This is a genomic window from Candidatus Pseudomonas phytovorans (genome assembly GCA_029202525.1).
Taxonomy (GTDB): domain Bacteria; phylum Pseudomonadota; class Gammaproteobacteria; order Pseudomonadales; family Pseudomonadaceae; genus Aquipseudomonas; species Aquipseudomonas phytovorans.
In genome coordinates this window covers 4622505-4644935 of the sequence record CP119325.1, presented here as the reverse complement: position 1 = coordinate 4644935, position 22431 = coordinate 4622505, and the positions used below count along the sequence as shown (strand labels likewise).

Sequence of the window (22431 nt, the reverse complement as noted above, 5' to 3'; positions counted from 1 at the left end):
ACCATGGCCGAAGCGAAAGTACTCAGCGGCGCAGGCCTGCGCGGTCAGGTGGCCGGGCAGACAGCACTGTCGACTGTGGGCCAGGCCGGTGCCGGGCTGACCTACCGGGGTTACGACGTGCGCGACCTGGCAGCCGGTGCCGAATTCGAAGAAGTCGCTTACCTGCTGCTGTACGGCGAGCTGCCCACCCAGGCCGAGCTGGCGGAATACAAACGCAAGCTCAAGGGCCTGCGTGACCTGCCACAAGCGTTGAAGGAAGTGCTGGAACGTATCCCGCGTGACGCCCACCCGATGGACGTGATGCGCACCGGTTGCTCGGTGTTGGGCACCCTGGAGCCAGAGCTCACCTTCGAAGCCCAGCGCGACAAGACCGACCGCTTGCTGGCGCTGTTCCCGGCCGTGATGTGCTACTGGTACCGCTTCACCCACCATGGTGTGCGCATTGAGTGCAGTAGTGATGAAGACACCCTTGGCGGCCACTTCCTGCACCTGCTGCACGGCAAGAAGCCGAGCGAGTTGCACGTGAAGGTGATGAACGTGTCGCTGATCCTGTATGCCGAGCACGAGTTCAACGCTTCGACCTTCACCGCCCGCGTTTGCGCCTCGACTTTGTCCGACCTGTACTCCTGCGTCACCGCAGCCATCGGCTCGCTACGCGGCCCGCTGCATGGGGGTGCCAACGAGGCGGCGATGGAACTGATCGAGCGCTTCCAGAGCCCGCAGGAAGCCACCGCCGAGCTGCTGCGCATGCTGGAACGCAAGGACAAGATCATGGGCTTTGGCCATGCCATCTACAAAGAGTCCGACCCGCGCAACGAGGTGATCAAGGGCTGGTCGAAGCAGTTGGCCGACGAAGTGGGCGACACGGTGCTGTACCCGGTGTCCGAAGCCATCGACAAGACCATGTGGGAGCAGAAGCGCCTGTTCCCCAACGCCGACTTCTACCATGCCTCGGCGTACCATTTCATGGGCATCCCGACCAAGCTGTTCACCCCGATCTTCGTCTGCTCGCGCCTGACCGGCTGGGCGGCGCACGTCTTCGAGCAGCGCGCCAACAACCGCATCATTCGCCCGAGCGCCGAGTATGTCGGCGTCGAACAGCGCCAGTTCGTGCCGATCGAGCAGCGCTGATTAGAAAAGAAAGGCAACCCGCTCCTTGCAGGGGCGGAGGAGCCTTCCGACTCCTGTGACCGAGCCTGATTCCATGATGAACACTGCATACCGCAAGCACCTGCCAGGCACCGACCTGGACTACTTCGATGCCCGTGCGGCGGTCGAGGCGATCAAGCCCGGCGCCTACGACGGCCTGCCTTACACGTCCCGCGTGCTCGCCGAAAACCTGGTGCGCCGCTGCGACCCGGCAACCCTCGACGCCTCGCTGGGCCAACTGATCGAGCGCCAGCGCGACCTCGACTTCCCGTGGTTCCCGGCCCGCGTGGTGTGCCACGACATCCTCGGCCAGACCGCGCTGGTCGACCTCGCCGGCCTGCGCGATGCCATCGCCGACAAGGGCGGCGACCCGGCCGCCGTCAATCCGGTGGTGCCGGTGCAACTGATCGTCGACCACTCGCTGGCAGTGGAGTGCGGTGGCTTTGACCCACAAGCCTTCGAAAAGAACCGCGCCATTGAAGACCGCCGCAACGAAGACCGTTTCCACTTCATCAACTGGACCAAGAAGGCGTTCAAGAACGTCGACGTGATCCAGCCGGGCAACGGCATCATGCACCAGATCAACCTGGAGAAGATGTCGCCTGTCATCCACAACGAGCGCGGCGTGGCCTACCCGGACACCTGCGTCGGCACCGACAGCCATACCCCGCATGTTGACGCCCTGGGCGTGATCGCCATCGGCGTCGGCGGCCTGGAAGCCGAAAACGTGATGCTTGGCCGCGCCTCGTGGATGCGCCTGCCGGAAATCGTCGGCGTCGAGTTGACCGGCAAGCTGGCGCCGAACATCACCGCCACCGACCTGGTGCTGGCCCTGACCGAGTTCCTGCGCAAACAGAAAGTCGTCGGCGCCTACCTGGAGTTTCACGGCGAGGGCGCCCGTGCCCTGACCCTGGGCGACCGTGCCACCATTTCCAACATGGCCCCGGAATACGGCGCCACTGCAGCGATGTTCGCCATCGACCAGCAGACCATCGACTACCTGCGCCTGACCGGCCGTGAAGAGCAGCAGGTCAAGCTGGTGGAAACCTACGCCAAGGCGACCGGCCTGTGGGCCGACAGCCTGGCCGGCGCCGTCTACGAGCGCACCCTGAGCTTCGATCTGTCGAGCGTGGTGCGCAACATGGCAGGCCCGTCCAACCCGCATGCCCGTGTCGCCACCAGTGAGCTGGCGGCCAAAGGCATTGCCGGCAGCTGGGAAGAAGTGCCGGGGCAAATGCCCGACGGTGCGGTGATCATTGCCGCCATCACCAGTTGCACCAACACCAGCAACCCGCGCAACGTGATTGCTGCAGGCCTTATGGCGCGCAATGCCAACAGGCTGGGCCTGGCCCGCAAACCATGGGTCAAGTCTTCGCTGGCGCCGGGCTCCAAGGCCGTGAAGCTGTACCTGGAAGAGGCGGGGCTGGAAAAGGAGCTGGAACAGCTCGGCTTTGGCATCGTCGCCTTCGCCTGCACCACCTGCAACGGCATGTCCGGCGCCCTGGACCCGGCGATCCAGCAAGAAATCGTCGACCGGGATCTGTACGCCACTGCGGTGCTGTCGGGCAACCGCAACTTCGACGGGCGTATCCACCCGTATGCCAAGCAGGCCTTCCTGGCCTCGCCGCCGCTGGTGGTGGCCTATGCCATTGCCGGTACCATCCGCTTCGACATCGAGAAGGATGTGCTGGGCGTGGTCGATGGCAAGGAAATCCGCCTCAAGGACATCTGGCCCAGCGATGAAGAGATCGACGCCGTGGTGCGTGCTGCGGTCAAGCCAGAACAGTTCCGCAAGGTGTATATCCCGATGTTCGCCATCGAGGAGGACCGTGGGCCGAAAGTGGCGCCCCTGTACGACTGGCGCCCGATGAGCACCTACATTCGCCGCCCGCCGTATTGGGAAGGTGCGTTGGCGGGTGAGCGAACCCTGCGCGGCATGCGCCCGCTGGCGGTGCTGCCGGACAACATCACCACCGACCACCTGTCGCCGTCCAACGCCATCATGCTCGACAGCGCTGCCGGTGAGTACCTGGCGAAAATGGGCTTGCCGGAAGAGGACTTCAACTCTTACGCCACCCACCGCGGCGACCACCTGACTGCCCAGCGCGCCACCTTCGCCAACCCCAAGCTGTTCAATGAAATGGTGCGCAAGGAAGATGGCAGCGTGAAGCAGGGCTCGCTGGCGCGTATCGAGCCGGAAGGCAAGGTCACCCGCATGTGGGAGGCGATCGAGACCTACATGCAGCGCAAGCAGCCGTTGATCATCGTCGCCGGTGCCGACTATGGCCAGGGTTCGTCCCGTGACTGGGCGGCCAAGGGCGTGCGCCTGGCGGGTGTCGAGGCCATCGTCGCCGAAGGTTTCGAGCGCATCCACCGCACCAACCTGGTGGGCATGGGCGTATTGCCGCTGGAGTTCAAACCGGGCACCGACCGCAATACCTTGGGCTTGGACGGTAGCGAGACGTATGACGTCTTGGGTGCGCGTACGCCACGGGCGACGTTGACCCTGGTGGTTACCCGCAGCAATGGCGAGCGCCTGGAAGTGCCGGTGACCTGCCGTCTGGATACCGCCGAGGAAGTATCGATCTATGAGGCGGGTGGGGTGCTGCAACGCTTTGCCCAGGACTTCCTCGAAGCGACCGCCTGACCATAAGGGCGGGGGCCGCTTTGCGGCCCATCGCCGGCAAGCCAGCTCCCACAGGGATAGCGCGGACTTCGCGGTTGCGCGGTCCCTGTGGGAGCTGGCTTGCCGGCGATGGGCTGCAAAGCAGCCCCGGGGTTTCATGTTTATCAGACAGGACAGCAAAGCAATGGCTCACGTACCGCAAGTAAAAATCCCCGCCACTTACATCCGTGGCGGCACCAGCAAAGGCGTGTTCTTCCGCCTGCAAGACCTGCCCGAGCAGGCGCAGGTTCCAGGCCCCGCCCGCGATGCGCTGCTGCTGCGGGTAATCGGCAGCCCCGACCCTTACGGCAAGCAGATCGACGGCATGGGCGGTGCGACGTCGAGCACCAGCAAGACCGTGATCCTGTCGCAAAGCATCAAGCCCGGGCACGATGTCGACTACCTGTTCGGCCAGGTCAGCATCGACAAGGCCTTCGTCGACTGGAGCGGCAACTGCGGCAACCTGTCCGCAGCGGTCGGTTCGTTCGCCATCAGCAGCGGCTTGGTCGACCCGGCGCGTGTTCCGCGCAATGGTGTTGCCACCGTGCGTATCTGGCAGGCGAATATCGGCAAGACCATCGTTGCCCATGTACCGGTCACCGAGGGTGAAGTACAGGAAACCGGCGATTTCGAACTGGACGGGGTGACCTTCCCGGCGGCCGAGGTGCAGCTGGAGTTCCTGGACCCGGCAGCCGATGAAGACGGTGGCGGCGGTGCCATGTTCCCCACCGGCAAGCTGGTCGATGACCTGGACGTACCTGGGGTGGGCACCTTCAAGGCGACCTTGATCAATGCGGGTATCCCGACCATCTTCATGAACGCGGCGGATATCGGCTACACCGGTACCGAGCTGCAGGATGCCATCAACGACGACCCTCAGGCGCTGCTGCGTTTCGAGACCATTCGTGCTTATGGCGCGGTGCGCATGGGCCTGATCGACAATGTCGACCAGGCTGCCGGGCGTCAGCACACACCAAAAGTGGCGTTCGTTGCGCCACCGAGCACCTACACTGCGTCCAGTGGCAAGGCGGTGCAGGCAAGTGATATCGACCTGCTGGTACGGGCCTTGTCCATGGGTAAGTTGCACCATGCCATGATGGGTACGGCGGCGGTGGCGATTGGCACTGCGGCAGCCATTCCCGGCACGTTGGTCAACCTCGCAGCAGGCGGGGGCGAGCGCAGTGCCGTGCGCTTCGGCCACCCCTCGGGCACCTTGCGCGTCGGGGCCGAGGCGCGCCAGGTGAATGGTGAGTGGACAGTGACCAAGGCAATCATGAGCCGCAGTGCTCGCGTGCTGATGGAGGGCTGGGTTCGCGTACCTGGCGATAGCTTCTAACGCACCACCGGCGCTCGGCTTTCGTTCGTTGGGGCCGCTTTGCGGCCCTTCGCGGGCACGCCCGCTCCCACAGGTACACCACAGCATTCGAAACCTGTGCTTATCCTGTGGGAGCGGGCGTGCCCGCGAAGGGCTGCACGACAGCCCCGGCAATTCTGAAGGGAGCTGGATATGAGCGCCAACGTGGACCTCAACGACCGCCCGTACTACGACCGGGTGCTGCAAACCCTCGCTGACTACGCCCTCGGCTACCGGGTCGAATCCGCCGAAGCCCTGGACACCGCACGCAACTGCCTGATGGACACCCTCGGCTGCGGCCTCTTGGCCTTGCGCTTCCCGGAATGCACCAAGCTGCTCGGCCCTCAGGTGGAAGGCACTGTGGTGCCCAATGGCGCGCGCGTCCCCGGCACCGCTTATCGCCTCGACCCGGTGAAGGCCGCCTGGGACATCGGCTGCACGGTGCGCTGGCTGGACTACAACGACACCTGGCTGGCTGCCGAATGGGCCCACCCCTCGGACAACCTCGGTGGCATCCTGGCGGTTGCCGATCACCTGTCGCAGAAGCGAGTGGCCGCTGGCGAGCAGCCGCTGTTGATGCGAGATGTGCTCGAAGCCATGGTCATGGCCCACGAAATCCAGGGCGTACTGGCGCTGGAAAACGCCTTCAACCGCGTCGGCCTTGACCACGTGATACTGGTCAAGGTGGCTTCTACGGCCGTGTGCGCGAGGCTGATGGGTGCCAACCGCGAGCAGATGCTGAGCGCCCTGTCCCATGCCTTTGTCGACGGTCAGGCCCTGCGCACCTACCGCCACGCGCCCAACGCCGGTTCGCGCAAATCCTGGGCTGCGGGCGATGCCTCAAGCCGGGGTGTGCGCCTGGCAGATATCGCCCTGCGCGGCGAGATGGGCGTGCCGAGTGTGCTCACTGCGCCACAGTGGGGTTTTTACGATGTGTCGTTCAGCCACACCAACAAGGACCTTGCGCTCAAACCTGCCGGGCAGTACGAACTGCGCTTGCCGCAGCCGCTGGGCAGCTACGTGATGGAAAACGTGCTGTTCAAGGTCAGTTTCCCTGCCGAGTTCCACGCCCAGACCGCTTGCGAGGCGGCGGTGACCCTGCACCCCAAGGTGCGTAACCGCTTGCATGAAGTCGACCGTATTGTCATCACCACCCAGGAGTCGGCGATCCGTATCATTTCCAAAAGCGGGCCGCTGGCCAATGCCGCCGACCGCGACCACTGCCTGCAGTACATGGTGGCGGTGCCGCTGATCTTCGGGCATTTGCAGGCCGAGCATTATGAGGACGCTTTTCACGTCAATCACCCGAGCATCGACCGCTTGCGCGAGAAGATGGAGGTGGTGGAGGACCCGCGCTTCAGTCGTGAGTACCTGGAGCCGGACAAACGCTCAATCGCCAACGCGCTGCAGGTGTTTTTCAAAGACGGCAGCAGTACCGAACTGGTGGTGGTGGATTACCCGATCGGGCATCGGCGGCGGCGGGAGCAGGGTATCCCGTTGCTGGAGGCCAAGTTCAGGGGCAACCTGGCGACGCGTTTTGCCCGGCAGCGGTGTGGGGAGATTGTGGCGGTGTGCAAGGACCAGCAAAGGTTGGAGGGCATGGCGGTGCACAGGTTTGTCGACTTGTTCGTGATCTGATATTGCCTGTTCCGGCCTCTTCGCGGCTAAAGCCGCTCCCACAGAGACCCCACCGTTCTCAAGACCTTTGCAGAACCTTGTGGGAGCGGCTTTAGCCGCGAAGAGGCCGGAACAGCAGACACAAAAAAGCCCCGGCATTTCTGCCGGGGCTTTGTTTTACAGCTTACAACTCAGCTTACACCTGAACAGCCGGGATCTTGGCGTTGGCTGCCGCTTCGCGGAACTCGGCGATCTGGTCGAAGCTCAGGTAGCGGTAAACGTCGGCAGCCATGCTGTCGATGTCTTTCGCGTACTGCATGTACTCTTCGACGGTCGGCAGCTTGCCGATGATCGAAGCGACAGCAGCCAGTTCGGCCGATGCCAGGTACACGTTGGTGGCGTCGCCCAGACGGTTCGGGAAGTTACGGGTCGAGGTGGAGACCACGGTCGAACCGGTCTGCACACGTGCCTGGTTACCCATGCACAGCGAGCAGCCTGGCATTTCCATGCGCGCACCGGCTTTGCCGTAGATGCCGTAGTAGCCTTCTTCGGTCAGCTGGTGAGCATCCATCTTGGTTGGCGGAGCCAGCCACAGACGGGTCGGGATACCGCCCTTGACCTTGTCCAGCAGCTTGCCGGCAGCGCGGAAGTGGCCGATGTTGGTCATGCACGAACCGATGAACACTTCGTCGATCTTCTCGCCCTGTACCGAAGACAGCAGGCGGGCATCGTCCGGGTCGTTTGGCGCGCAGAGCACAGGCTCTTTGACGTCGGCCAGGTCGATTTCGATGATTTCAGCGTATTCGGCATCGGCGTCAGCCGACAGCAGCTCAGGGTTGGCCAGCCAGGCTTCCATGGCCTGGGCGCGACGCTCCAGGGTGCGTGGGTCGCCGTAGCCTTCGCCGATCATCCAGCGCAGCAGGGTGATGTTGGAGGTCAGGTACTCGGCAATGGCCTTTTCTGGCAGCTTGATGGTGCAACCGGCAGCGGAACGCTCGGCCGAGGCGTCGGACAGCTCGAAAGCTTGTTCGACGGTCAGTTCGTCCAGGCCTTCGATTTCCAGGATACGGCCGGAGAAGGCGTTTTTCTTGCCTTTCTTCTCGACGGTCAGCAGGCCTTTCTGGATGGCGTAGTAAGGGATGGCATGAACCAGGTCACGCAGGGTGATGCCGGGTTGCAGTTTGCCCTTGAAGCGCACCAGGATCGACTCTGGCATGTCCAGCGGCATGACGCCGGTGGCGGCAGCGAAGGCCACCAGGCCGGAACCGGCCGGGAACGAGATACCGATCGGGAAGCGGGTGTGCGAGTCGCCACCGGTGCCCACGGTGTCAGGCATCAGCATGCGGTTCAGCCAGCTGTGGATGATGCCGTCGCCTGGGCGCAGCGACACGCCGCCACGGGTGCGGATGAAGTCTGGCAGGGTGTGGTGGGTGGTGACGTCGATCGGCTTCGGGTAGGCCGCGGTGTGGCAGAACGACTGCATCACCAGGTCAGCGGAGAAGCCCAGGCACGCCAGGTCTTTCAGCTCGTCACGGGTCATCGGGCCAGTGGTGTCCTGGGAGCCGACGGTGGTCATCTTCGGTTCGCAATAGGCACCTGGGCGCACGCCCTGGCCTTCTGGCAGGCCACAGGCACGGCCGACCATTTTTTGCGCCAGGGTGAAGCCCTTGTCGGACTCGGCAGGCTGCTCGGGTTTCTTGAACAGGTCGACTGCACCCAGGCCAAGTTCGGCGCGGGCCTTGTCGGTCAGGCCGCGGCCCACGATCAGTGGGATACGACCGCCAGCACGGACTTCGTCGAGCAGTACTGGCGTCTTCAGTTCGAAGGTGGTAACCAGCTCGTCGTTTTCGTGACGGCGCACTTCACCTTTGTAAGGGTAAACGTCGATGACGTCGCCCATGCCCAGGTTGGTGCAGTCGAATTCGATCGGCAGGGCGCCGGCGTCTTCCATGGTGTTGTAGAAGATCGGGGCGATCTTGGTGCCGAAGCAGAAACCACCGGCGCGCTTGTTCGGCACGTACGGGATGTCGTCGCCGAAGAACCACAGCACCGAGTTGGTAGCGGATTTACGCGACGAACCGGTACCGACCACGTCACCTACATAGGCAACCGGGAAGCCCTTGGCCTTGACGGCTTCGATCTGTGCCAGCGGGCCGACCGAACCTGGCTGCGAAGGCTCGATGCCGTCACGGGCCATTTTCAGCATCGCCAGGGCGTGCAGCGGGATGTCAGGGCGCGACCAGGCGTCCGGGGCAGGGGACAGGTCGTCGGTGTTGGTTTCGCCAGGCACCTTGAACACGGTCAGGGTGTACTTGTCGGCGATGGCCGGGCGGGTGGTGAACCACTCGCCTGCAGCCCAGGACTCCAGTACGGCCTTGGCGTGAGCGTTGCCTGCCTTGGCTTTTTCGGCCACGTCGTGGAAGGCGTCGAACATCAGCAGGGTGTGCTTGAGCTTTTCGGCCGCGACGGCGCCCAGTTCGGCGTCATCCAGCAGCGCGACCAGCGTTTCGATGTTGTAGCCGCCCTGCATGGTGCCCAGCAGCTCGGTGGCAAGCTTGCGGTCGATCAGCGGGGACTTGGCTTCGCCCTTGGCGACGGCGGAGAGGAACGCGGCCTTGACGTAGGCAGCTTCGTCGACCCCTGGCGGTACGCGGTTGGTGATCAGATCTACGAGGAAGGCTTCTTCGCCGGCCGGCGGGTTTTTCAGCAGCTCGACCAGGCCTGCAGTTTGTTCGGCGTTCAGCGGCTGGGGCACGATACCCAGGGCGGCACGCTCTTCGATGTGTTTGCGGTAGGCTTCAAGCACAGTTATTTCCCTCATCAGTGGTCCCTAAAGGGGGTCCGGGACGCTTATCCAGCATTCAATGCACCCATGCGCTGCCACGGCTTTGTGGGCCGCCCAGCCAGAGTCGCAAAGAATCCTTACAGAAGCTGCTTTCAAAGTTTTACGCCTGCAGAACGGGGAGCTGATGAGGGCTGGCGCGGGCATGCGAGGGGTGCATGGCCCGGGCCAACGCCGTTCTACCGGATTAACTGTGCTCGTGACGCTTTGAAAACAGCTTCCAACGGACATTGTTGCCTTGAAAAGGCGCATTGATTCTACGGCAAAAAAAGCCCGAAGGTAAGGCGCAGAAGATGACTTTAACGAGTGACCCTGGTTAGACAAAGGGCTAACATGGGCCCGTGTTCCTCCGCCAGACTGTTGTTTTTCATGTCCAACAAGTCCATCAAGACCCCTTGCGTCGGCCTGTGCTCCACGGTGTACGGAGACACGGTGTGCCGTGGCTGCAAGCGTTTTCACCACGAAGTGATCAACTGGAACGGCTACGACGACGACCAGAAACGCGCCGTGTGGCTGCGCCTGGAGCAGTTGCTGGTGCAAGTGATGATGGCCAAGCTGGAAGTGTTCGACAAAAGCCTGCTGCGCCAGCAACTGGAGCAGCGCTCCATCCGCTTTGTCGAGCAGCAGTCGGAATATTGCTGGGCATATCAGCTGATCGCCCGCGGGGCGCGGATGATCCGTGACCTGGAGGCCTACGGCATGGTGTTGCTGCCGGAGTTCCGAGACTGGGAACTGCCGCAATTGCGCGATGCCATCGATCGCGAGTTCTTTCTGCTTTCAGAAGCGCATTACCAGCGCTACATCGCCCCCAGCTTCCTGCGCGATGCCATGGGCAGCACGCAGGGCCAGTGACCTCGGCGCATCAGTCGCCGGTGTATTCGCAACCGCTGGTGCAGGTTTCGTGGATGCGCACCTTGGACAGCTCTGGCATCAGCGGCTTGACCTGCTCCCAGATCCACTTGGCGATCACTTCGCTGGTGGGGTTTTCCAGGCCTGGAATGTCGTTCAGGTAGTTGTGATCGAGCTGCTCGTAGATCGGCTTGAAGATTGCCTTCACCTCGGCAAAGTCACGAATCCAGCCGGTGTGCGGGTCCAGCGCGCCGGTCAGGTGCAGGCCGACCTTGAACGAGTGGCCGTGCAGGCGGCCGCATTTGTGCCCGTCCGGGACGTGGGGCAGGCGGTGGGCTGATTCGAATGTGAACTCTTTGAAAATTTCCACGCGGGGTTAGCTCTGTGTGAATCAAGAATGGGTGCAGTTTAACAGTTCGCCTTAACATCTTCAGCGCTTATCAGATCGAGCGCCGCCCGCGCGGCGCTCGATCTCACAGGCGCCGAAAATGCTGTGACAATCGCCCGGTGGCCCTGACGCAATCTCCACCCCGCATCATGCGCTATCATGGCGCCAGCTGTTTTCAGGTTGAATTAAGGACCGGTGGTTAGTCTTAACCCCGTAGACAACTTACACAGTTCTCAGGAGAGAAGAACGATGAAAACCTTGACTGCCCTGTTCACCGCCGCTGCCCTCGCGCTGGGCGCCAATGCCGCTTTCGCCAAAGATGTTCAGCCTGACGAAGTGGTCAAGCTGGTCAACGCCAAGACCATCAAGTCGCTGGATGAGCTCAAAGCCACTGCCGTGGCCAAGCACCCCGGCGCCACCGTCACCGACTCGGAGCTTGAAGACGAGTACGGCCGGCTTATCTACAAGGTCGAGTTGCGCGACGCGCAGAATGTCGAATGGGACGTGGACCTGGACGCCAAGACCGGTGAAGTACTCAAGGACGCGCGGGACAACTGATGATCCACTTACCACGGCCAGCGCGCTACCTCGCGCTGGCGCTGCTGGCCGTGTGCTCCTTGGCCGCGGCCCGCGACCTTGACCAGGACGAAGCCCTGAAGCTACGGCAGAAGGGCATCATCCTGCCGCTCGAGCAGTTGCTGGAAACCGCCCTGGGGCGTTACCCCGGGGCGCGTCTGCTGGAAGCCGAGCTGGAAGAAGACGACGATCGCTACGAATATGAAGTCGAACTGCTGACGGCTGAAGGTGTGGTGCGCGAGATCAAGCTCGATGCCAGCACCGGTGCCCTGCTCAAAGACGAGGAAGACGACTGAATGCGCCTGTTGCTTGTCGAGGACAATGTACCGCTGGCCGACGAACTGACCGCAGGCCTGCAGCGCCAGGGCTATGCCGTGGACTGGCTGGCCGACGGCCGTGACGCGGTTTACCAGGGCCAGAGCGAACCCTACGACCTGATCATTCTCGACCTTGGCCTGCCGGGCTTGCCGGGCCTGGATGTGCTGGCCCAGTGGCGCGCCGCCGGCCTGGTTACACCCGTGCTGATTCTCACCGCCCGTGGTTCGTGGGCCGAGCGTATCGAAGGTCTGAAGGCCGGGGCCGATGATTACCTGAGCAAACCGTTCCACCCGGAAGAGCTGCAATTGCGTATCCAGGCATTGCTGCGCCGTGCCCGGGGCCTGGCTAACCAGCCCAAGCTGGAAGCAGCCGGGCTGCATCTGGATGAAAGCCGTCAGTGCGTGAGCCGTGATGGTATGGATGTGCAGCTGACCGCCGCCGAGTTCCGGCTGCTGCGTTACTTCATGCTGCACCCGCAGCAGATCCTGTCCAAGAGCCACCTGGCCGAGCACCTGTACGACGGCGAAACCGAGCGGGACTCCAACGTGCTGGAAGTGCACGTCAACCACTTGCGCCGCAAGCTGGGCCGTAGCGTGATCGAGACACGCCGCGGGCAGGGCTACATCTATGCCGGGAGCGCCGAGTGAAGTCGATCCAGGCACGCCTGAGCCTGGGCCTGGTGGCGGTGCTGGTGGTGGTCGGCGTGGTGCTGGCGCAACTGACCTTGTGGCTGTTCGAGGCTGGCCTGCAACGCTATCTCGAAAACGGCCTGCGCAAGGAGAGCGAGAACCTGCTGGTGGCTTTGGTGCGTGGGCCTTCGGGCTTGCAGCTGGACGAACGGCGCATTTCTGCCGCTTACCAGCGGCCGTTCTCTGGCTATTACTTTCGCATCGACTTTGGCCAAGGTACCTGGCGCTCGCGCTCGCTGTGGGACCTGGACATGCCCAAGCCCGCCGCCCCTGGCCTTTCCGACAGCCATGAGCTAGGCCCGGAAGGGCAGCAACTGTTGGCCTTGCGTGCCGACTATCGGCGCTTGGGCCAGGACATCTCGATCAGCGTGGCGCAGGACTATTCACCGGTGCGTGAAGGCTTCCGGCGCCTGCAGCAGATCGGCCTGGGCATGGGGTTGGTGGCCCTGATTCTGGTGTTGGTGCTGCAGCGCATCACCGTTACCCGCTCGCTGCGGCCATTGGAGCGTGCACGCCAGCAGATTGCCCAGTTACAGCAGGGCCAGCGCTCGCAGCTGGACGCAGAAGTGCCCAGTGAACTGGCGCCACTGGTGGGGCAGATCAACCACTTGCTCAGCCACACCGAAGACAGCCTGCGCCGCTCGCGCAATGCCTTGGGCAACCTTGGGCATGCGCTGAAGACGCCATTGGCGGTGTTGCTGAGCCTGGCGTCCAGCGAGCGCCTGAAAGACTTGCCTGAAGTCCGCGCGCAGATGCGTGAGCAACTGGAGCAGATTCAGCAACGGCTGGCGCGCGAGCTGAATCGCGCGCGGCTGGCAGGGGATGCGCTGCCGGGGGCGCAGTTTGACTGTGACGCCGAGTTGCCTGGGCTGCTGAGCACCTTGGGGATGATTCACGGAGAGGGCTTGCTACTGGCCAGCGACGTACCCCCCGGTTTGCTGCTGCCGTGGGACCGCGAAGACTTTCTGGAACTGCTGGGCAACTTGCTGGATAACGCCTGCAAGTGGGCGGACAGCGAGGTGCGGCTGGGTATTGCGCCGAATGCCGAGGGCTACCAGGTGTGGGTCGATGACGATGGCCCCGGCATCCCGGAGAGCCAGCGCCAGCAGGTGCTGGAGCGCGGTTCCAGGCTCGACGAGCAGGTGGACGGGCATGGCCTGGGGTTGGGCATTGTGCGCGATATCGTCGAGGCCTGGGGCGGGCAATTGGCCCTGCTGGAGAGCCCGCTGGGCGGGTTGCGGGTGAGCATCGGGCTGCCGCGCAAGGCTCAGTGATGCCGGAGACGCCAAGCGCCCGGAGGATGAACCCAGGCAGCGCAATGGCCAGAGCGGCAAGGCCTTGTCATTGATCGCCCTTGAACGCAGTCATGTCCTGCAACACCATGCCTAGCAACCGGGTGGCCCCCACACTCAATTGCCGCCCCAGGCGGCTGATCAGGTGGGTTTCGGGCATGCTGAAAATCTCGCTCTCCAGCGGCAGGGCCACCAGGTGCCCGCTGTGAATCTCGTCCTCCATTACGAACACCGGCATTAGCGTCACCCCGCCACGCATCGCGAAGCGCTTCAGCATGGCGAATGTGCTGCAGGTCAGGGTGGGTGTCAGGGTGGTGCCCAAACGGTTCTCGGCCTGGGTAACAATCTGGCGAATGCCGTACGACACCCCCGGTAAAGCCAGGCGGTACTTGTCCAGGCCCTTGAGCTGCAGCGGTTCGGTCTCGCCGGCCAACGGGTGGTCGGGGCTCACCGCTACGCACACGGGCTGGCGGGTGTGGGCATGGGAGCGGATCTTCGGGTCGGCAGGCGGGTTGAACACCAGGCCCAGATGCGCTTCGTCCTCGACCACCTGGCGTATCACCTCGTTGGTACCGCACACATTCACCTGCAGGTCGATGCGCGGGTATTGCTCGGAAAACCGGCTTAGCGGCGCAACCAGGCCATCAATGAACCCCTCTCCTATGGCCAGTACAACCGAGCCACTTTGCAAACCACGCAAGGCTTGCAGCGAGTCCAGCAGTACTTCCTGCTGTGAAAGGCGCTGGCGGTAGTAATGCAATACGCGTTCGCCAGCTTCGGTGGGTTTCACCCCACGGCGGTGCCGTTCCAGAAGCGGGCTGCCAAGTTCGTGTTCGAGCTGGGCAATCTGACGGCTTACTGCCGAAGCAGCTACATCAAGGAAGTCGGCCGCCGCACGCACGCTGCCCAGTCGCACTGCTTCGAAGAAATACAGAATGCGCCGATCCTGGACCTGGCTCATGGACACTCCTGTGTTGCGTTTAAGGCAACGGAATTTGATTTTGAGGATTATTGCTGCAACCAAAGTGCACTGTCCATACTCGACCCATCGGCTTACAGGCCAGCCAGAGGCTGGTGCCATCATGATTTCGGACATTCAAGCGAGCGTGCTGACATGACATTGAAGGTAGGGGTAGTCGGGCTAGGCAACATGGGTGGCGGCATGGCGGCCAACCTGGCCAGCAAAGGCTTCAAGGTGAGCGGCTTCGATCTGTCGGCGGCGGCGCTGGAGCAGGCGCAGCGCCAGGGCGTGACACCGGTGGCCGAGCGCAGCGCATTGATCGGCGCGGTGGATGTGCTGATTCTTTCCCTGCCCAAGGCCGAACACGTGGAAGCAGTTTGCCTGGGTGACAACGGCATCCTGGCCCTGGGCCGTGAAGGCCTCGTGGTTATCGACACCACCACCTCTACCCCGGAAGCCAGCCGCAAGGTGGCTGCCGCCCTGCGGGAAAATGGCATTGGCTTCATGGACGCCCCGGTGTCCGGTGGGCCAAAGGGCGCCGCCAGCGGCACCATGTCGATGGTCATCGGCGGTGAGGATGCCGACTTGGCCACGGTCATGCCGGTGCTGGAAGCCATGAGCGGTACCCGCGTGCATATCGGCAGTTGCGGCGCCGGCAACGTCGCCAAGATCGCCAACAACATGCTGGCTGCCGCACATCTGATCACCACCGCCGAAGCGGTGAGCATGGCTGCCAAGGCTGGTGTCGATCCGGAAAAACTGCTGCAGGGCCTGAATGCCGGCTCCGGGCGCAGTGGCGCCAGCCAAGTGATGTTTCCCACCTGGGTGCTGAACAAGGCCTACGACTCTGGCTTCACCATGGGCTTGATGCGCAAGGACGTCGGCCTGGCCTGCGACCTGACCGCCAGCCTTGACCTCGACCTGCCACTGTCGCGCACCGTAGCGCAGTTGTGGAAGGACAGCAGCGCGACGCTGCCCGACAGTGACGACTTCTGTTGCATTGTGCAGCGCACCGACAACGCTTTGTTTGGCCATGAGGAATAACCGATGAGCACCGCAAATATTTTTGAACTGATGCGCCCGTTCTGGGGCGATCGCCAGGTCATTGCCAGCTATGTCGGCGGTGAATTCATCGAAGGCCACGGCACCGCCATCGAAGTGCGCAACGCCCACGACGACAGCCTGATGCTGAGCTTCCCGGATGCCGACGAGTCGCTGGTGCAACAAGCCAGCGACGCCGCCCGCGTTGCTCAGCAGCAATGGTGGGCACTGACTGCCCAGGCCCGTGGCCGTGCCATGTATCAGGTCGGTGCGCTGATCCGTGAGCACGCCGACGTGCTGGCGCAGATCGAGTCGTTCACCGCCAACAAGCCGATTCGCGATGCCCGGGTCGAAGTGGCAAAGGTTGCCGAGATGTTCGAGTACTACGCCGGATGGGCCGACAAGCTCCATGGCGAAGTGATTCCGGTACCGACTTCGCACCTTAACTACGTCACTTACGAACCTTTGGGCACGGTGCTGCAGATCACACCGTGGAATGCACCGATCTTCACCTGCGGCTGGCAGGTAGCCCCGGCGATTGCTGCCGGTAACGCGGTGATCCTCAAACCGTCGGAGCTGACCGTGCTGTCGTCACTGGTGGTCGGTGTGCTGGTGGAGCGCGCCGGCGTGCCCAAGGGCTTGGTCAACGTGGTCGCGGGTTATGGCCATAGCATTGGCCAGCAACTGATTGCGGGTGCCGATATTCGCAAGGTGGTTTTCGTCGGTTCCCCCGCCACTGGCCGCCACATAGCCATGGCTGCCGCACAACGCTGCATCCCGGCTGTGCTGGAACTGGGCGGCAAGTCGGCCAACATCGTGTTTGCCGACGCCGATCTCGAAGTCGCCCTGCGTGGCGCCCAGGCGGCGATTTTCTCCGGTGCCGGACAAAGCTGCGTATCGGGCTCGCGCCTGTTGGTTCAGGCGTCGATCTTCGACAAGTTTACCCAGGCGTTGGCCAAGGCCGCGCAGCAGTTCGCCGTCGGCGACCCGAGCGACCCGCAGACCCAGATCGGCCCCATCAACAACGCCAAGCAGTACAACCATGTGAAGAGCATGGTCGAGCGCGCCCTGGGAGAGGGCGCGCAGCTGGTGGGCGAAGGCGCCGAGCCGATTCCGGCCAAACCGGGTTACTACATCAACCCGACAGTGCTGGCGGGCCACAACGGCCTGCACTGTGCCCAGGAAGAAATCTTCGGCCCGGTGGTGGTGGCGATTCCATTCGAAGACGAAGCCGATGCCATTCGCATCGCCAACGACAGCCGCTTCGGCCTGGCCGGTGCGGTATGGACTCGCGATGTCGGCCGCGCCCATCGCATTGCCAAGCAGGTGCGTGCAGGCACTTTCTGGGTCAATGGCTACAAGACCATTCACGTCAGCTCGCCGTTCGGCGGCTTTGGTGAAAGCGGCTATGGCCGGTCTTCCGGGCTGGATGCACTGCGTGAGTACAGCGAAGTCAAAAGCGTGTGGGTTGAAACCGCTGCCGTACCGGCTGTCAGTTTCGGCTACGGCGCCAGCCTGGAGTAACCGAGATGACTATTTCAGCGGAACTGATCAAGGATGCCACCGGCTGGCGACGCAAGCTCCACAGTGCCCCCGAACTGGGGTTCGAGGAGTTGCAGACCAGCGAGTGGGTTGCCAGCCTGCTGCAGGGGTTCGGCATCGAAGTGCATCGCGGCCTGGGGGGCACCGGCGTGGTCGGCGTCCTGCGCACCGGCGAAGGGCCGAGCGTTGGTATTCGTGCCGACATGGACGCCCTGCCGATCCAGGAGTTGGGGCAATGCGAGCACCGCTCGACCCACAAAGGCTGCATGCACGCCTGCGGCCATGACGGGCACACGGCCATTCTGTTGGCCACTGCCCGGCACCTGAGCGAAACCCGAAACTTCACCGGTACGGTGTACTTCGTGTTCCAACCCGCCGAGGAAAACCTCGGTGGGGCACAGAAGATGATCGAAGACGGCTTGTTCGAGCGGTTCCCGATGCAGGCCATCTACGGCCTGCACAACTGGCCTGGCGTGCAGGCCGGCAAGGTACTGGTCAACCCGGGGCCGATGATGGCCTCGCTGGATACCTTCGAGATCGTCCTCACCGGAAAGGGCTCCCACGCGGCGATGCCTGAACGCGGCTTCGACCCCATCGTCGCCGCGGCCGAACTGATCCTCGGCCTGCAGACCATCACCTCGCGACGCCTGTCGCCGCTGGACAGCGCGGTGATCAGCGTTACCCAGATCAACGCTGGCGAAGCAATCAACGTGCTGCCGGAAAGCGCGACCTTGCGTGGCACCGTGCGCTGCCTGCAGACGCCGGTGCGCGACAAGGTGCAGCAACTGATCAGCGAGTTCGTCGAGCAACTGCCTGGCGCCTTTGGCGTGAGCGGTGCACTGACCTACAACGTCGGCTACCCGGTGACAGAGAATCACCCAGCTGAGGCGCAAGTCGCGTTTCAGGCGGCCCAGGCGGCATTGGGTGAGGCCAACGTGCAGTTCGGCTGCAACCCGTCGATGGCCTCGGAAGACTTCGCTTTCATGCTTCAGGCTTGCCCGGGTGCGTACATCTGGATGGGCGTCGATGGTGACGAGCCATCTGCGCCGCTGCATAACCCCTACTACGACTTCAACGACCGGGTCATCGAACCTGGCGTTGCCGTGTGGACTGCCCTGGTCGAACACAACCTGCCGGCTCGCTGAGCCATCGGCACAAGGGCCTGCCTGGCGGGCCCTGGTGCATCGGTGGGGTCACGCCTGTCATTTCTGTGTTCTGTTTTAGGCAACAACAAATGATTTTCAGAATATTGGAGGGCGCCCAGGCGCTGGACATACTGGGGACGCCGTCAAGGCAGTTCTGACCTTCATCGGAATGCCGCTGTCAGCAATGCCTATAAAAAAATCCGTTCGTGAAACACGAACCGCCATGGCTGCCATGGATTTGCTTTCTGCCCTGAGCGCCGCGAGGCGCTCCCTGACAACACAACAACTATTGGGTCATCGTTGCCGATGCCCAGCAGGCAAGGGGATTCATATGCACCACGCCAACACGCTCGCCATGGGCGAGAGAAACGCCGTTTCCGCTACGGTCAAGCTGTACATCTGGGCTGCAATCATCCTGATCATCGCCGAAGCCATCGGTGCCCTCAGCATTCCGCTGGGCCCTGGCAAGGTCGTGCTGTTGCCCATGGTCTGGGCGCTGTTGATTGGCGCTGGCATCGGCCTGCTGAGCCACCGCTTACCGGGTACCCTAGGGCTCGACACCAGTGCCCAGGTACGTGCCTCAGCCATCCTGCAACCGGCGCTGCTGGTGTTCATCGCCAAACTTGGCCTGGTCGTGGGTGGTTCGTTGCCTGTGGTCTTCGCCTCGGGTTGGGCGCTGGTGTTCCAGGAGTTCGGCCATTTTGTCGGCACGGTAATTCTCGGTCTGCCGGTCGCCTTGATGCTGGGTATCAAGCGCGAAGCTGTGGGTGCGACCTTCTCGGTGGGGCGCGAGCCGAGCCTGGCGATTATCGGCGAGCGTTACGGCATGGACTCGCCCGAGGGGCGCGGCGTGCTGGCTGAGTACCTCACGGGTACGCTGTTCGGTGCGCTGTTCATTGCTATCGTCGCGGGTTTCATCACCAGCCTGGGCATCTTCGACCCGAAATCCCTGGCCATGGGCTCGGGCATCGGTTCGGGTAGCATGATGGCTGCCGCTGCGGGTGCGATCGCTGCCCAGCAGCCTCCAGAGCTGGCCAAGGAAGTCATGGCGCTGGCCGCCGCTGCCAACCTGATCACCACCACGCTGGGCACCTACTTCACTCTGTTCATTTCGCTGCCGCTGGCAGTATGGGGCTACCGGGTACTGGAGCCGCTGATTGGCCGCACCACCAAGGCATCGGTCATCGACCAGGGCCCGAGCAGCAGCGAGGTTTCGCTGGAAACGCCTGACCTGGGCTGGGCTGGCCGTATCAGCGCCTGGTTCGCGGCTGGCGCGCTGGCGCTGATGGCCAACTACGTCGGCTACAAGACGCTGTCGCCAGAAGCCTTTGCCGGTATCGCAATCATGATTGGCGCGGTGTTTATCGGTGAGCTGCTGTGCTCGCTGTTGCGCCGCAAGATTCCGGCGGTGTGCACTGTTTCGGTGGTTGCCATGCTGCTGACCTCGCCGCTGTGCCCTTGGGCAGCCGACATCACCCAACTGGTGGGGTCGATCAACATGCTGGCGGTGATTACCCCGATGCTGGCCTTCGCGGGCCTGTCGATTGCCAAGGACTTGCCTGCGTTCCGTCGTCTGGGCTGGCGCATCGTGCTCGTATCGTTCCTGGCCAACTTCGGGACGTTCATCGGCGCTGTGCTGATCGCCGAGTTCTTCCACTAAGCTTCAGGCCTGCCTGGCGGCAGGCCGTTACCTGCCCGCACACAAAAAATCTGACAGCCCCACGCACCCCGGGCTCTATCAGTACTGCAAAAAAATTGCAGTACAGCCGCAGTTTTTTGAATTAGCCCAATCTTCCCCCGCCCGGCAAAATCCCCCTCACGAAACCCTGCGGTTTCCATCTTTCCACGGACGGAGCCCCTTGCGATATTGCCTTGGCAATACGAGGCCCAGGCCAGCGCGGCTGGGCTTTCTTTTTAATCAGAAAAACTACAGATCCCGATTACTTAAATGTCTGCCTCGCGTTCCGAAAGTCGTCTGCAGCGGCTGTTGCCGACGCCCCTGAATATCCCCCCAAAAGAATGGCTGCGTGCTGGTATCGGCGCACTGCTTGGCCTGTTCCTCGCCGGCTGGCTGACCAGTTTGGCCTATGGCCCCGGCATCGCTTTGCACCTGCTGGGCCCGCTGGCCGCCTCGGCGGTGCTGGTGTTTGCCGTACATTCCGGCCCGCTGGCGCAACCCTGGCCGGTGCTGGGCAGCTACGCCCTGGCCGGCGCGGTTGGCCTGGCCATGCGCCAAGGCTTTGGCCCCGAACTGTGGGTGGCTGCCGCTGCCCTGGGCATCTCGATCCTGGTGATGTGCCTGCTGCGCTGCCTGCACCCGCCGGGTGGCGGGGTAGCAGTGAGTGCAGTCCTGGCCGACTCGGGGCTGACGGCCTTGGGCGATCACCTGCTTGAGCCCATCTTGCTCAATGCGCTGATCCTGGTGGGCGTGGCGGTCCTCTACAACCGCCTGACGGGTGTGCGCTACCCGAAAGGCGTAGCGGTGCGCAAGGATCTGCACCACACACATGACCCACTGCCCAGTGAGCGGGTCGGCATCCGTGGCGAGGACCTTGACCTGGCCCTGGAAGAGCTGGGTGAATTCGTCGACGTCACCCGTGACGAACTGGAACGCATCATTCTGGCCACCGAACAGCACGCTCTGCAGCGCAGCCTTGGGGGCATAACTGCAGCCTCGGTGATGTCGCGCGACGTGCAGTTCGCCACACCGGATACCACGTTGGAGCAGGCCTGGAAAATGCTCGCCAGCCACCACCTGAAAACCCTGCCGGTGTTGCTGCAGGGCAAGCTGGTGGGCATCGTCAGCCTCAGCGACCTGGTCGGCCCGGCCATGCAGCGAGGCCGCTTCAGCTGGCGCGGGCTGTTCGGCCGGAAGACGGTGCGCCTGGAGCAGGTGATGAGCCGGCGGGTAGTGAGTGTCAGCTGCGAGCACCCGCTGGAGCGCCTGTTACCGCTTTTGTGCGAACAAGGCCTGCATTGCCTGCCGGTGCTCGACGCCGACCAGTTGGTGGGGGTGATCACCCAGACCGACCTGATCGCCGGCCTCAAGCGGCAGTTGCTCAGTAACGCCGAGGCCTCAGATAACCGGGTCCCAGCGTTGTGACCAATCGCTGGCGCCGTCGGCTACCAACCGGCGCAGAATGGTGAAGGCCTGTTGCAGGGCCTCGCTGTCGCGCTTGCGTGGGTACACCAGGAAGGTCGGGTAGGTGAACTCCGGCGCCTGCGGTACCCGCTCGAATATGCCGCTGTCCAGGTAAGCCTGTACCACTCGCGTGCGGAAATAACCGCTGCCGCCTTGATCGAGGATGAACTGCAAGGCCAGTGGGCCCAGGTTGAAGCTGAGCGCAGGGCGGGCGCAGTCGGGTAGGGCGGCATCGTGCTGGCGGCGGAAGGCCTCACCCCAGTCGATGTAAATGTAGGGTTCTGGCTGGTCGACCCGGCGCACGCGGATCAGCTTTTCTTCCATCAATTGTTCGACTTGCAGGCCCGGGCCGTAGGTTGGCTGGTAGACCAGTGCGGCGTCCAGCAGGCCCATCTCCACCTTGCGCAGCAACGACTCGCCATCGCTGACCTCGCTGCGGATGGCGTGGCTGGGCAGCTCGCGGTGCAGGGCACTGACCCAATCAAGCAGCATCGGGTTGCCCAGGCTCACCTCGCCCCCCACATGCAGCACCTGCTGGCAGCCTTCTGGCAGCGGCAGGTCGCGGCGCGCCGCCTCCCAGGTTTGTACCAGCTGGTTGGCATAACTGACGAATGCCTCGCCATCGCTGGTCAGGCTGGCGCCGTTGCGGCTGCGCACGAACAGCTGGCAACCCAGTTGCTGCTCCAGGCGCTGCACCCGGGCGGTGATCGCCGTCTGTGACACGAACAGGCGTTCGGCGGCGGCGACCAGGCTGCCGCAACGCACGATTTCCAGAAAGGTTCGGGCCTGTTCGATATCCATGGGCTGCTCGGTGGCTGGAAAGGGCGCCTATTCTAGTGGCTTTGCACCGTTATGGGGCGC

The 22431-nt window shown here is 63.2% G+C and carries 18 protein-coding genes; 14 read left to right on the top strand and 4 right to left on the bottom strand.

Features of this window, described 5'->3' with window-relative positions; translation table 11 throughout:
- Positions 1-3 precede the first annotated feature (3 nt).
- The 4 genes from prpC (at position 4) to prpD (ending at position 6806) form a co-directional block, all read left to right on the top strand.
- Entirely contained in the window at positions 4-1131 is a 1128-nt protein-coding gene (gene prpC / locus P0Y58_20345) for a 2-methylcitrate synthase (GenBank protein ID WEK29241.1), read from the top strand.
- A gap of 76 nt (positions 1132-1207) precedes the next feature.
- Positions 1208-3796: a Fe/S-dependent 2-methylisocitrate dehydratase AcnD gene (gene acnD, locus P0Y58_20340; protein WEK33370.1), complete on the top strand. Its 2589-nt coding sequence runs from the start codon at positions 1208-1210 to the stop codon at positions 3794-3796.
- Positions 3797-3959: 163 nt separating this feature from the next.
- The gene (gene prpF / locus P0Y58_20335; GenBank protein WEK29240.1) at positions 3960-5150 is read left to right on the top strand and encodes a 2-methylaconitate cis-trans isomerase PrpF; all 1191 of its coding nucleotides are present in this window, start codon (positions 3960-3962) and stop codon (positions 5148-5150) included.
- A 171-nt stretch (positions 5151-5321) separates the two neighbouring features.
- Positions 5322-6806 (top strand): 2-methylcitrate dehydratase, encoded by a 1485-nt coding sequence (gene prpD, locus P0Y58_20330; GenBank protein WEK29239.1) that lies wholly within the window; start codon positions 5322-5324, stop codon positions 6804-6806.
- Between the two features lie 175 nt (positions 6807-6981).
- Here the strand turns inward: prpD and acnB are convergent, their stop codons facing one another.
- A complete protein-coding gene (acnB, locus tag P0Y58_20325; GenBank protein ID WEK33369.1) occupies positions 6982-9591 on the bottom strand; it encodes a bifunctional aconitate hydratase 2/2-methylisocitrate dehydratase in 2610 nt (869 codons plus the stop codon).
- 405 nt (positions 9592-9996) lie between these two features.
- Here acnB and P0Y58_20320 point away from each other — a divergent pair, with 405 nt between their 5' ends.
- Complete coding sequence (locus P0Y58_20320; GenBank protein ID WEK29238.1) at positions 9997-10479, top strand: DUF1289 domain-containing protein; 483 nt, start codon at positions 9997-9999, stop codon at positions 10477-10479.
- A 10-nt stretch (positions 10480-10489) separates the two neighbouring features.
- Here the strand turns inward: P0Y58_20320 and queD are convergent, their stop codons facing one another.
- The gene (queD, locus tag P0Y58_20315; GenBank protein ID WEK29237.1) at positions 10490-10846 is read right to left on the bottom strand and encodes a 6-carboxytetrahydropterin synthase QueD; all 357 of its coding nucleotides are present in this window, start codon (positions 10844-10846) and stop codon (positions 10490-10492) included.
- Positions 10847-11113: 267 nt separating this feature from the next.
- On the opposite strand from queD, the gene P0Y58_20310 reads away from it, so the two are divergent.
- Genes P0Y58_20310 through P0Y58_20295 form a run of 4 tightly spaced genes read left to right on the top strand, consistent with a single transcriptional unit; the run spans position 11114 to position 13721 of the window.
- On the top strand, positions 11114-11422 hold the full coding sequence (locus P0Y58_20310; GenBank protein WEK29236.1) for a PepSY domain-containing protein: 309 nt from the start codon (positions 11114-11116) through the stop codon (positions 11420-11422).
- A complete protein-coding gene (locus P0Y58_20305) occupies positions 11422-11736 on the top strand; it encodes a PepSY domain-containing protein (GenBank protein ID WEK29235.1) in 315 nt (104 codons plus the stop codon). Before P0Y58_20310 ends, P0Y58_20305 begins: the two co-directional genes overlap by 1 nt.
- Positions 11737-12405, top strand: coding sequence for a response regulator transcription factor (locus tag P0Y58_20300; GenBank protein WEK29234.1), 669 nt, complete (start codon positions 11737-11739; stop codon positions 12403-12405).
- Positions 12402-13721 carry a sensor histidine kinase gene (locus tag P0Y58_20295; protein ID WEK29233.1) on the top strand — a complete coding sequence of 440 codons (1320 nt, stop codon included), beginning with the start codon at positions 12402-12404 and terminating at the stop codon, positions 13719-13721. The genes P0Y58_20300 and P0Y58_20295 overlap by 4 nt, the downstream gene beginning before the upstream one ends.
- Before the next feature lie 67 nt (positions 13722-13788).
- Here the strand turns inward: P0Y58_20295 and P0Y58_20290 are convergent, their stop codons facing one another.
- Complete coding sequence (locus tag P0Y58_20290; protein ID WEK29232.1) at positions 13789-14700, bottom strand: LysR family transcriptional regulator; 912 nt, start codon at positions 14698-14700, stop codon at positions 13789-13791.
- Positions 14701-14853: 153 nt separating this feature from the next.
- Between P0Y58_20290 and P0Y58_20285 the strand changes: the two genes are divergently transcribed.
- The 5 genes from P0Y58_20285 (at position 14854) to P0Y58_20265 (ending at position 21531) form a co-directional block, all read left to right on the top strand.
- On the top strand, positions 14854-15744 hold the full coding sequence (locus P0Y58_20285) for an NAD(P)-dependent oxidoreductase (GenBank protein WEK29231.1): 891 nt from the start codon (positions 14854-14856) through the stop codon (positions 15742-15744).
- A gap of 3 nt (positions 15745-15747) precedes the next feature.
- Positions 15748-17265, top strand: a complete 1518-nt coding sequence (locus P0Y58_20280; protein WEK29230.1) for an aldehyde dehydrogenase family protein — start codon at positions 15748-15750, stop codon at positions 17263-17265.
- A 5-nt stretch (positions 17266-17270) separates the two neighbouring features.
- A complete protein-coding gene (locus tag P0Y58_20275; GenBank protein ID WEK29229.1) occupies positions 17271-18428 on the top strand; it encodes a M20 family metallopeptidase in 1158 nt (385 codons plus the stop codon).
- Positions 18429-18759: 331 nt separating this feature from the next.
- A complete protein-coding gene (locus P0Y58_20270) occupies positions 18760-20088 on the top strand; it encodes a DUF3100 domain-containing protein (protein ID WEK29228.1) in 1329 nt (442 codons plus the stop codon).
- A gap of 288 nt (positions 20089-20376) precedes the next feature.
- Positions 20377-21531, top strand: coding sequence for an HPP family protein (locus P0Y58_20265; protein WEK29227.1), 1155 nt, complete (start codon positions 20377-20379; stop codon positions 21529-21531).
- On the opposite strand, the gene P0Y58_20260 is transcribed toward P0Y58_20265, so the two are convergent.
- Positions 21505-22371 carry a LysR family transcriptional regulator gene (locus P0Y58_20260; GenBank protein ID WEK29226.1) on the bottom strand — a complete coding sequence of 289 codons (867 nt, stop codon included), beginning with the start codon at positions 22369-22371 and terminating at the stop codon, positions 21505-21507. The genes P0Y58_20265 and P0Y58_20260 overlap by 27 nt on opposite strands.
- Between the last annotated feature and the right edge of the window lie 60 nt (positions 22372-22431).

Excerpts from the sequence above, each read along its gene's own strand:
- prpC (WEK29241.1), top strand. The coding sequence starts at position 4 with ATGGCCGAAGCGAAAGTACTCAGCGGCGCAGGCCTGCGCGGTCAGGTG.
- acnD (WEK33370.1), top strand. The coding sequence starts at position 1,208 with ATGAACACTGCATACCGCAAGCACCTGCCAGGCACCGACCTGGACTAC.
- prpF (WEK29240.1), top strand. The coding sequence starts at position 3,960 with ATGGCTCACGTACCGCAAGTAAAAATCCCCGCCACTTACATCCGTGGC.
- prpD (WEK29239.1), top strand. The coding sequence starts at position 5,322 with ATGAGCGCCAACGTGGACCTCAACGACCGCCCGTACTACGACCGGGTG.
- P0Y58_20320 (WEK29238.1), top strand. The coding sequence starts at position 9,997 with ATGTCCAACAAGTCCATCAAGACCCCTTGCGTCGGCCTGTGCTCCACG.
- P0Y58_20310 (WEK29236.1), top strand. The coding sequence starts at position 11,114 with ATGAAAACCTTGACTGCCCTGTTCACCGCCGCTGCCCTCGCGCTGGGC.
- P0Y58_20305 (WEK29235.1), top strand. The coding sequence starts at position 11,422 with ATGATCCACTTACCACGGCCAGCGCGCTACCTCGCGCTGGCGCTGCTG.
- P0Y58_20300 (WEK29234.1), top strand. The coding sequence starts at position 11,737 with ATGCGCCTGTTGCTTGTCGAGGACAATGTACCGCTGGCCGACGAACTG.
- P0Y58_20290 (WEK29232.1), bottom strand. The coding sequence starts at position 14,700 with ATGAGCCAGGTCCAGGATCGGCGCATTCTGTATTTCTTCGAAGCAGTG.
- P0Y58_20285 (WEK29231.1), top strand. The coding sequence starts at position 14,854 with ATGACATTGAAGGTAGGGGTAGTCGGGCTAGGCAACATGGGTGGCGGC.
- P0Y58_20280 (WEK29230.1), top strand. The coding sequence starts at position 15,748 with ATGAGCACCGCAAATATTTTTGAACTGATGCGCCCGTTCTGGGGCGAT.
- P0Y58_20275 (WEK29229.1), top strand. The coding sequence starts at position 17,271 with ATGACTATTTCAGCGGAACTGATCAAGGATGCCACCGGCTGGCGACGC.
- P0Y58_20270 (WEK29228.1), top strand. The coding sequence starts at position 18,760 with ATGCACCACGCCAACACGCTCGCCATGGGCGAGAGAAACGCCGTTTCC.
- P0Y58_20265 (WEK29227.1), top strand. The coding sequence starts at position 20,377 with ATGTCTGCCTCGCGTTCCGAAAGTCGTCTGCAGCGGCTGTTGCCGACG.
- P0Y58_20260 (WEK29226.1), bottom strand. The coding sequence starts at position 22,371 with ATGGATATCGAACAGGCCCGAACCTTTCTGGAAATCGTGCGTTGCGGC.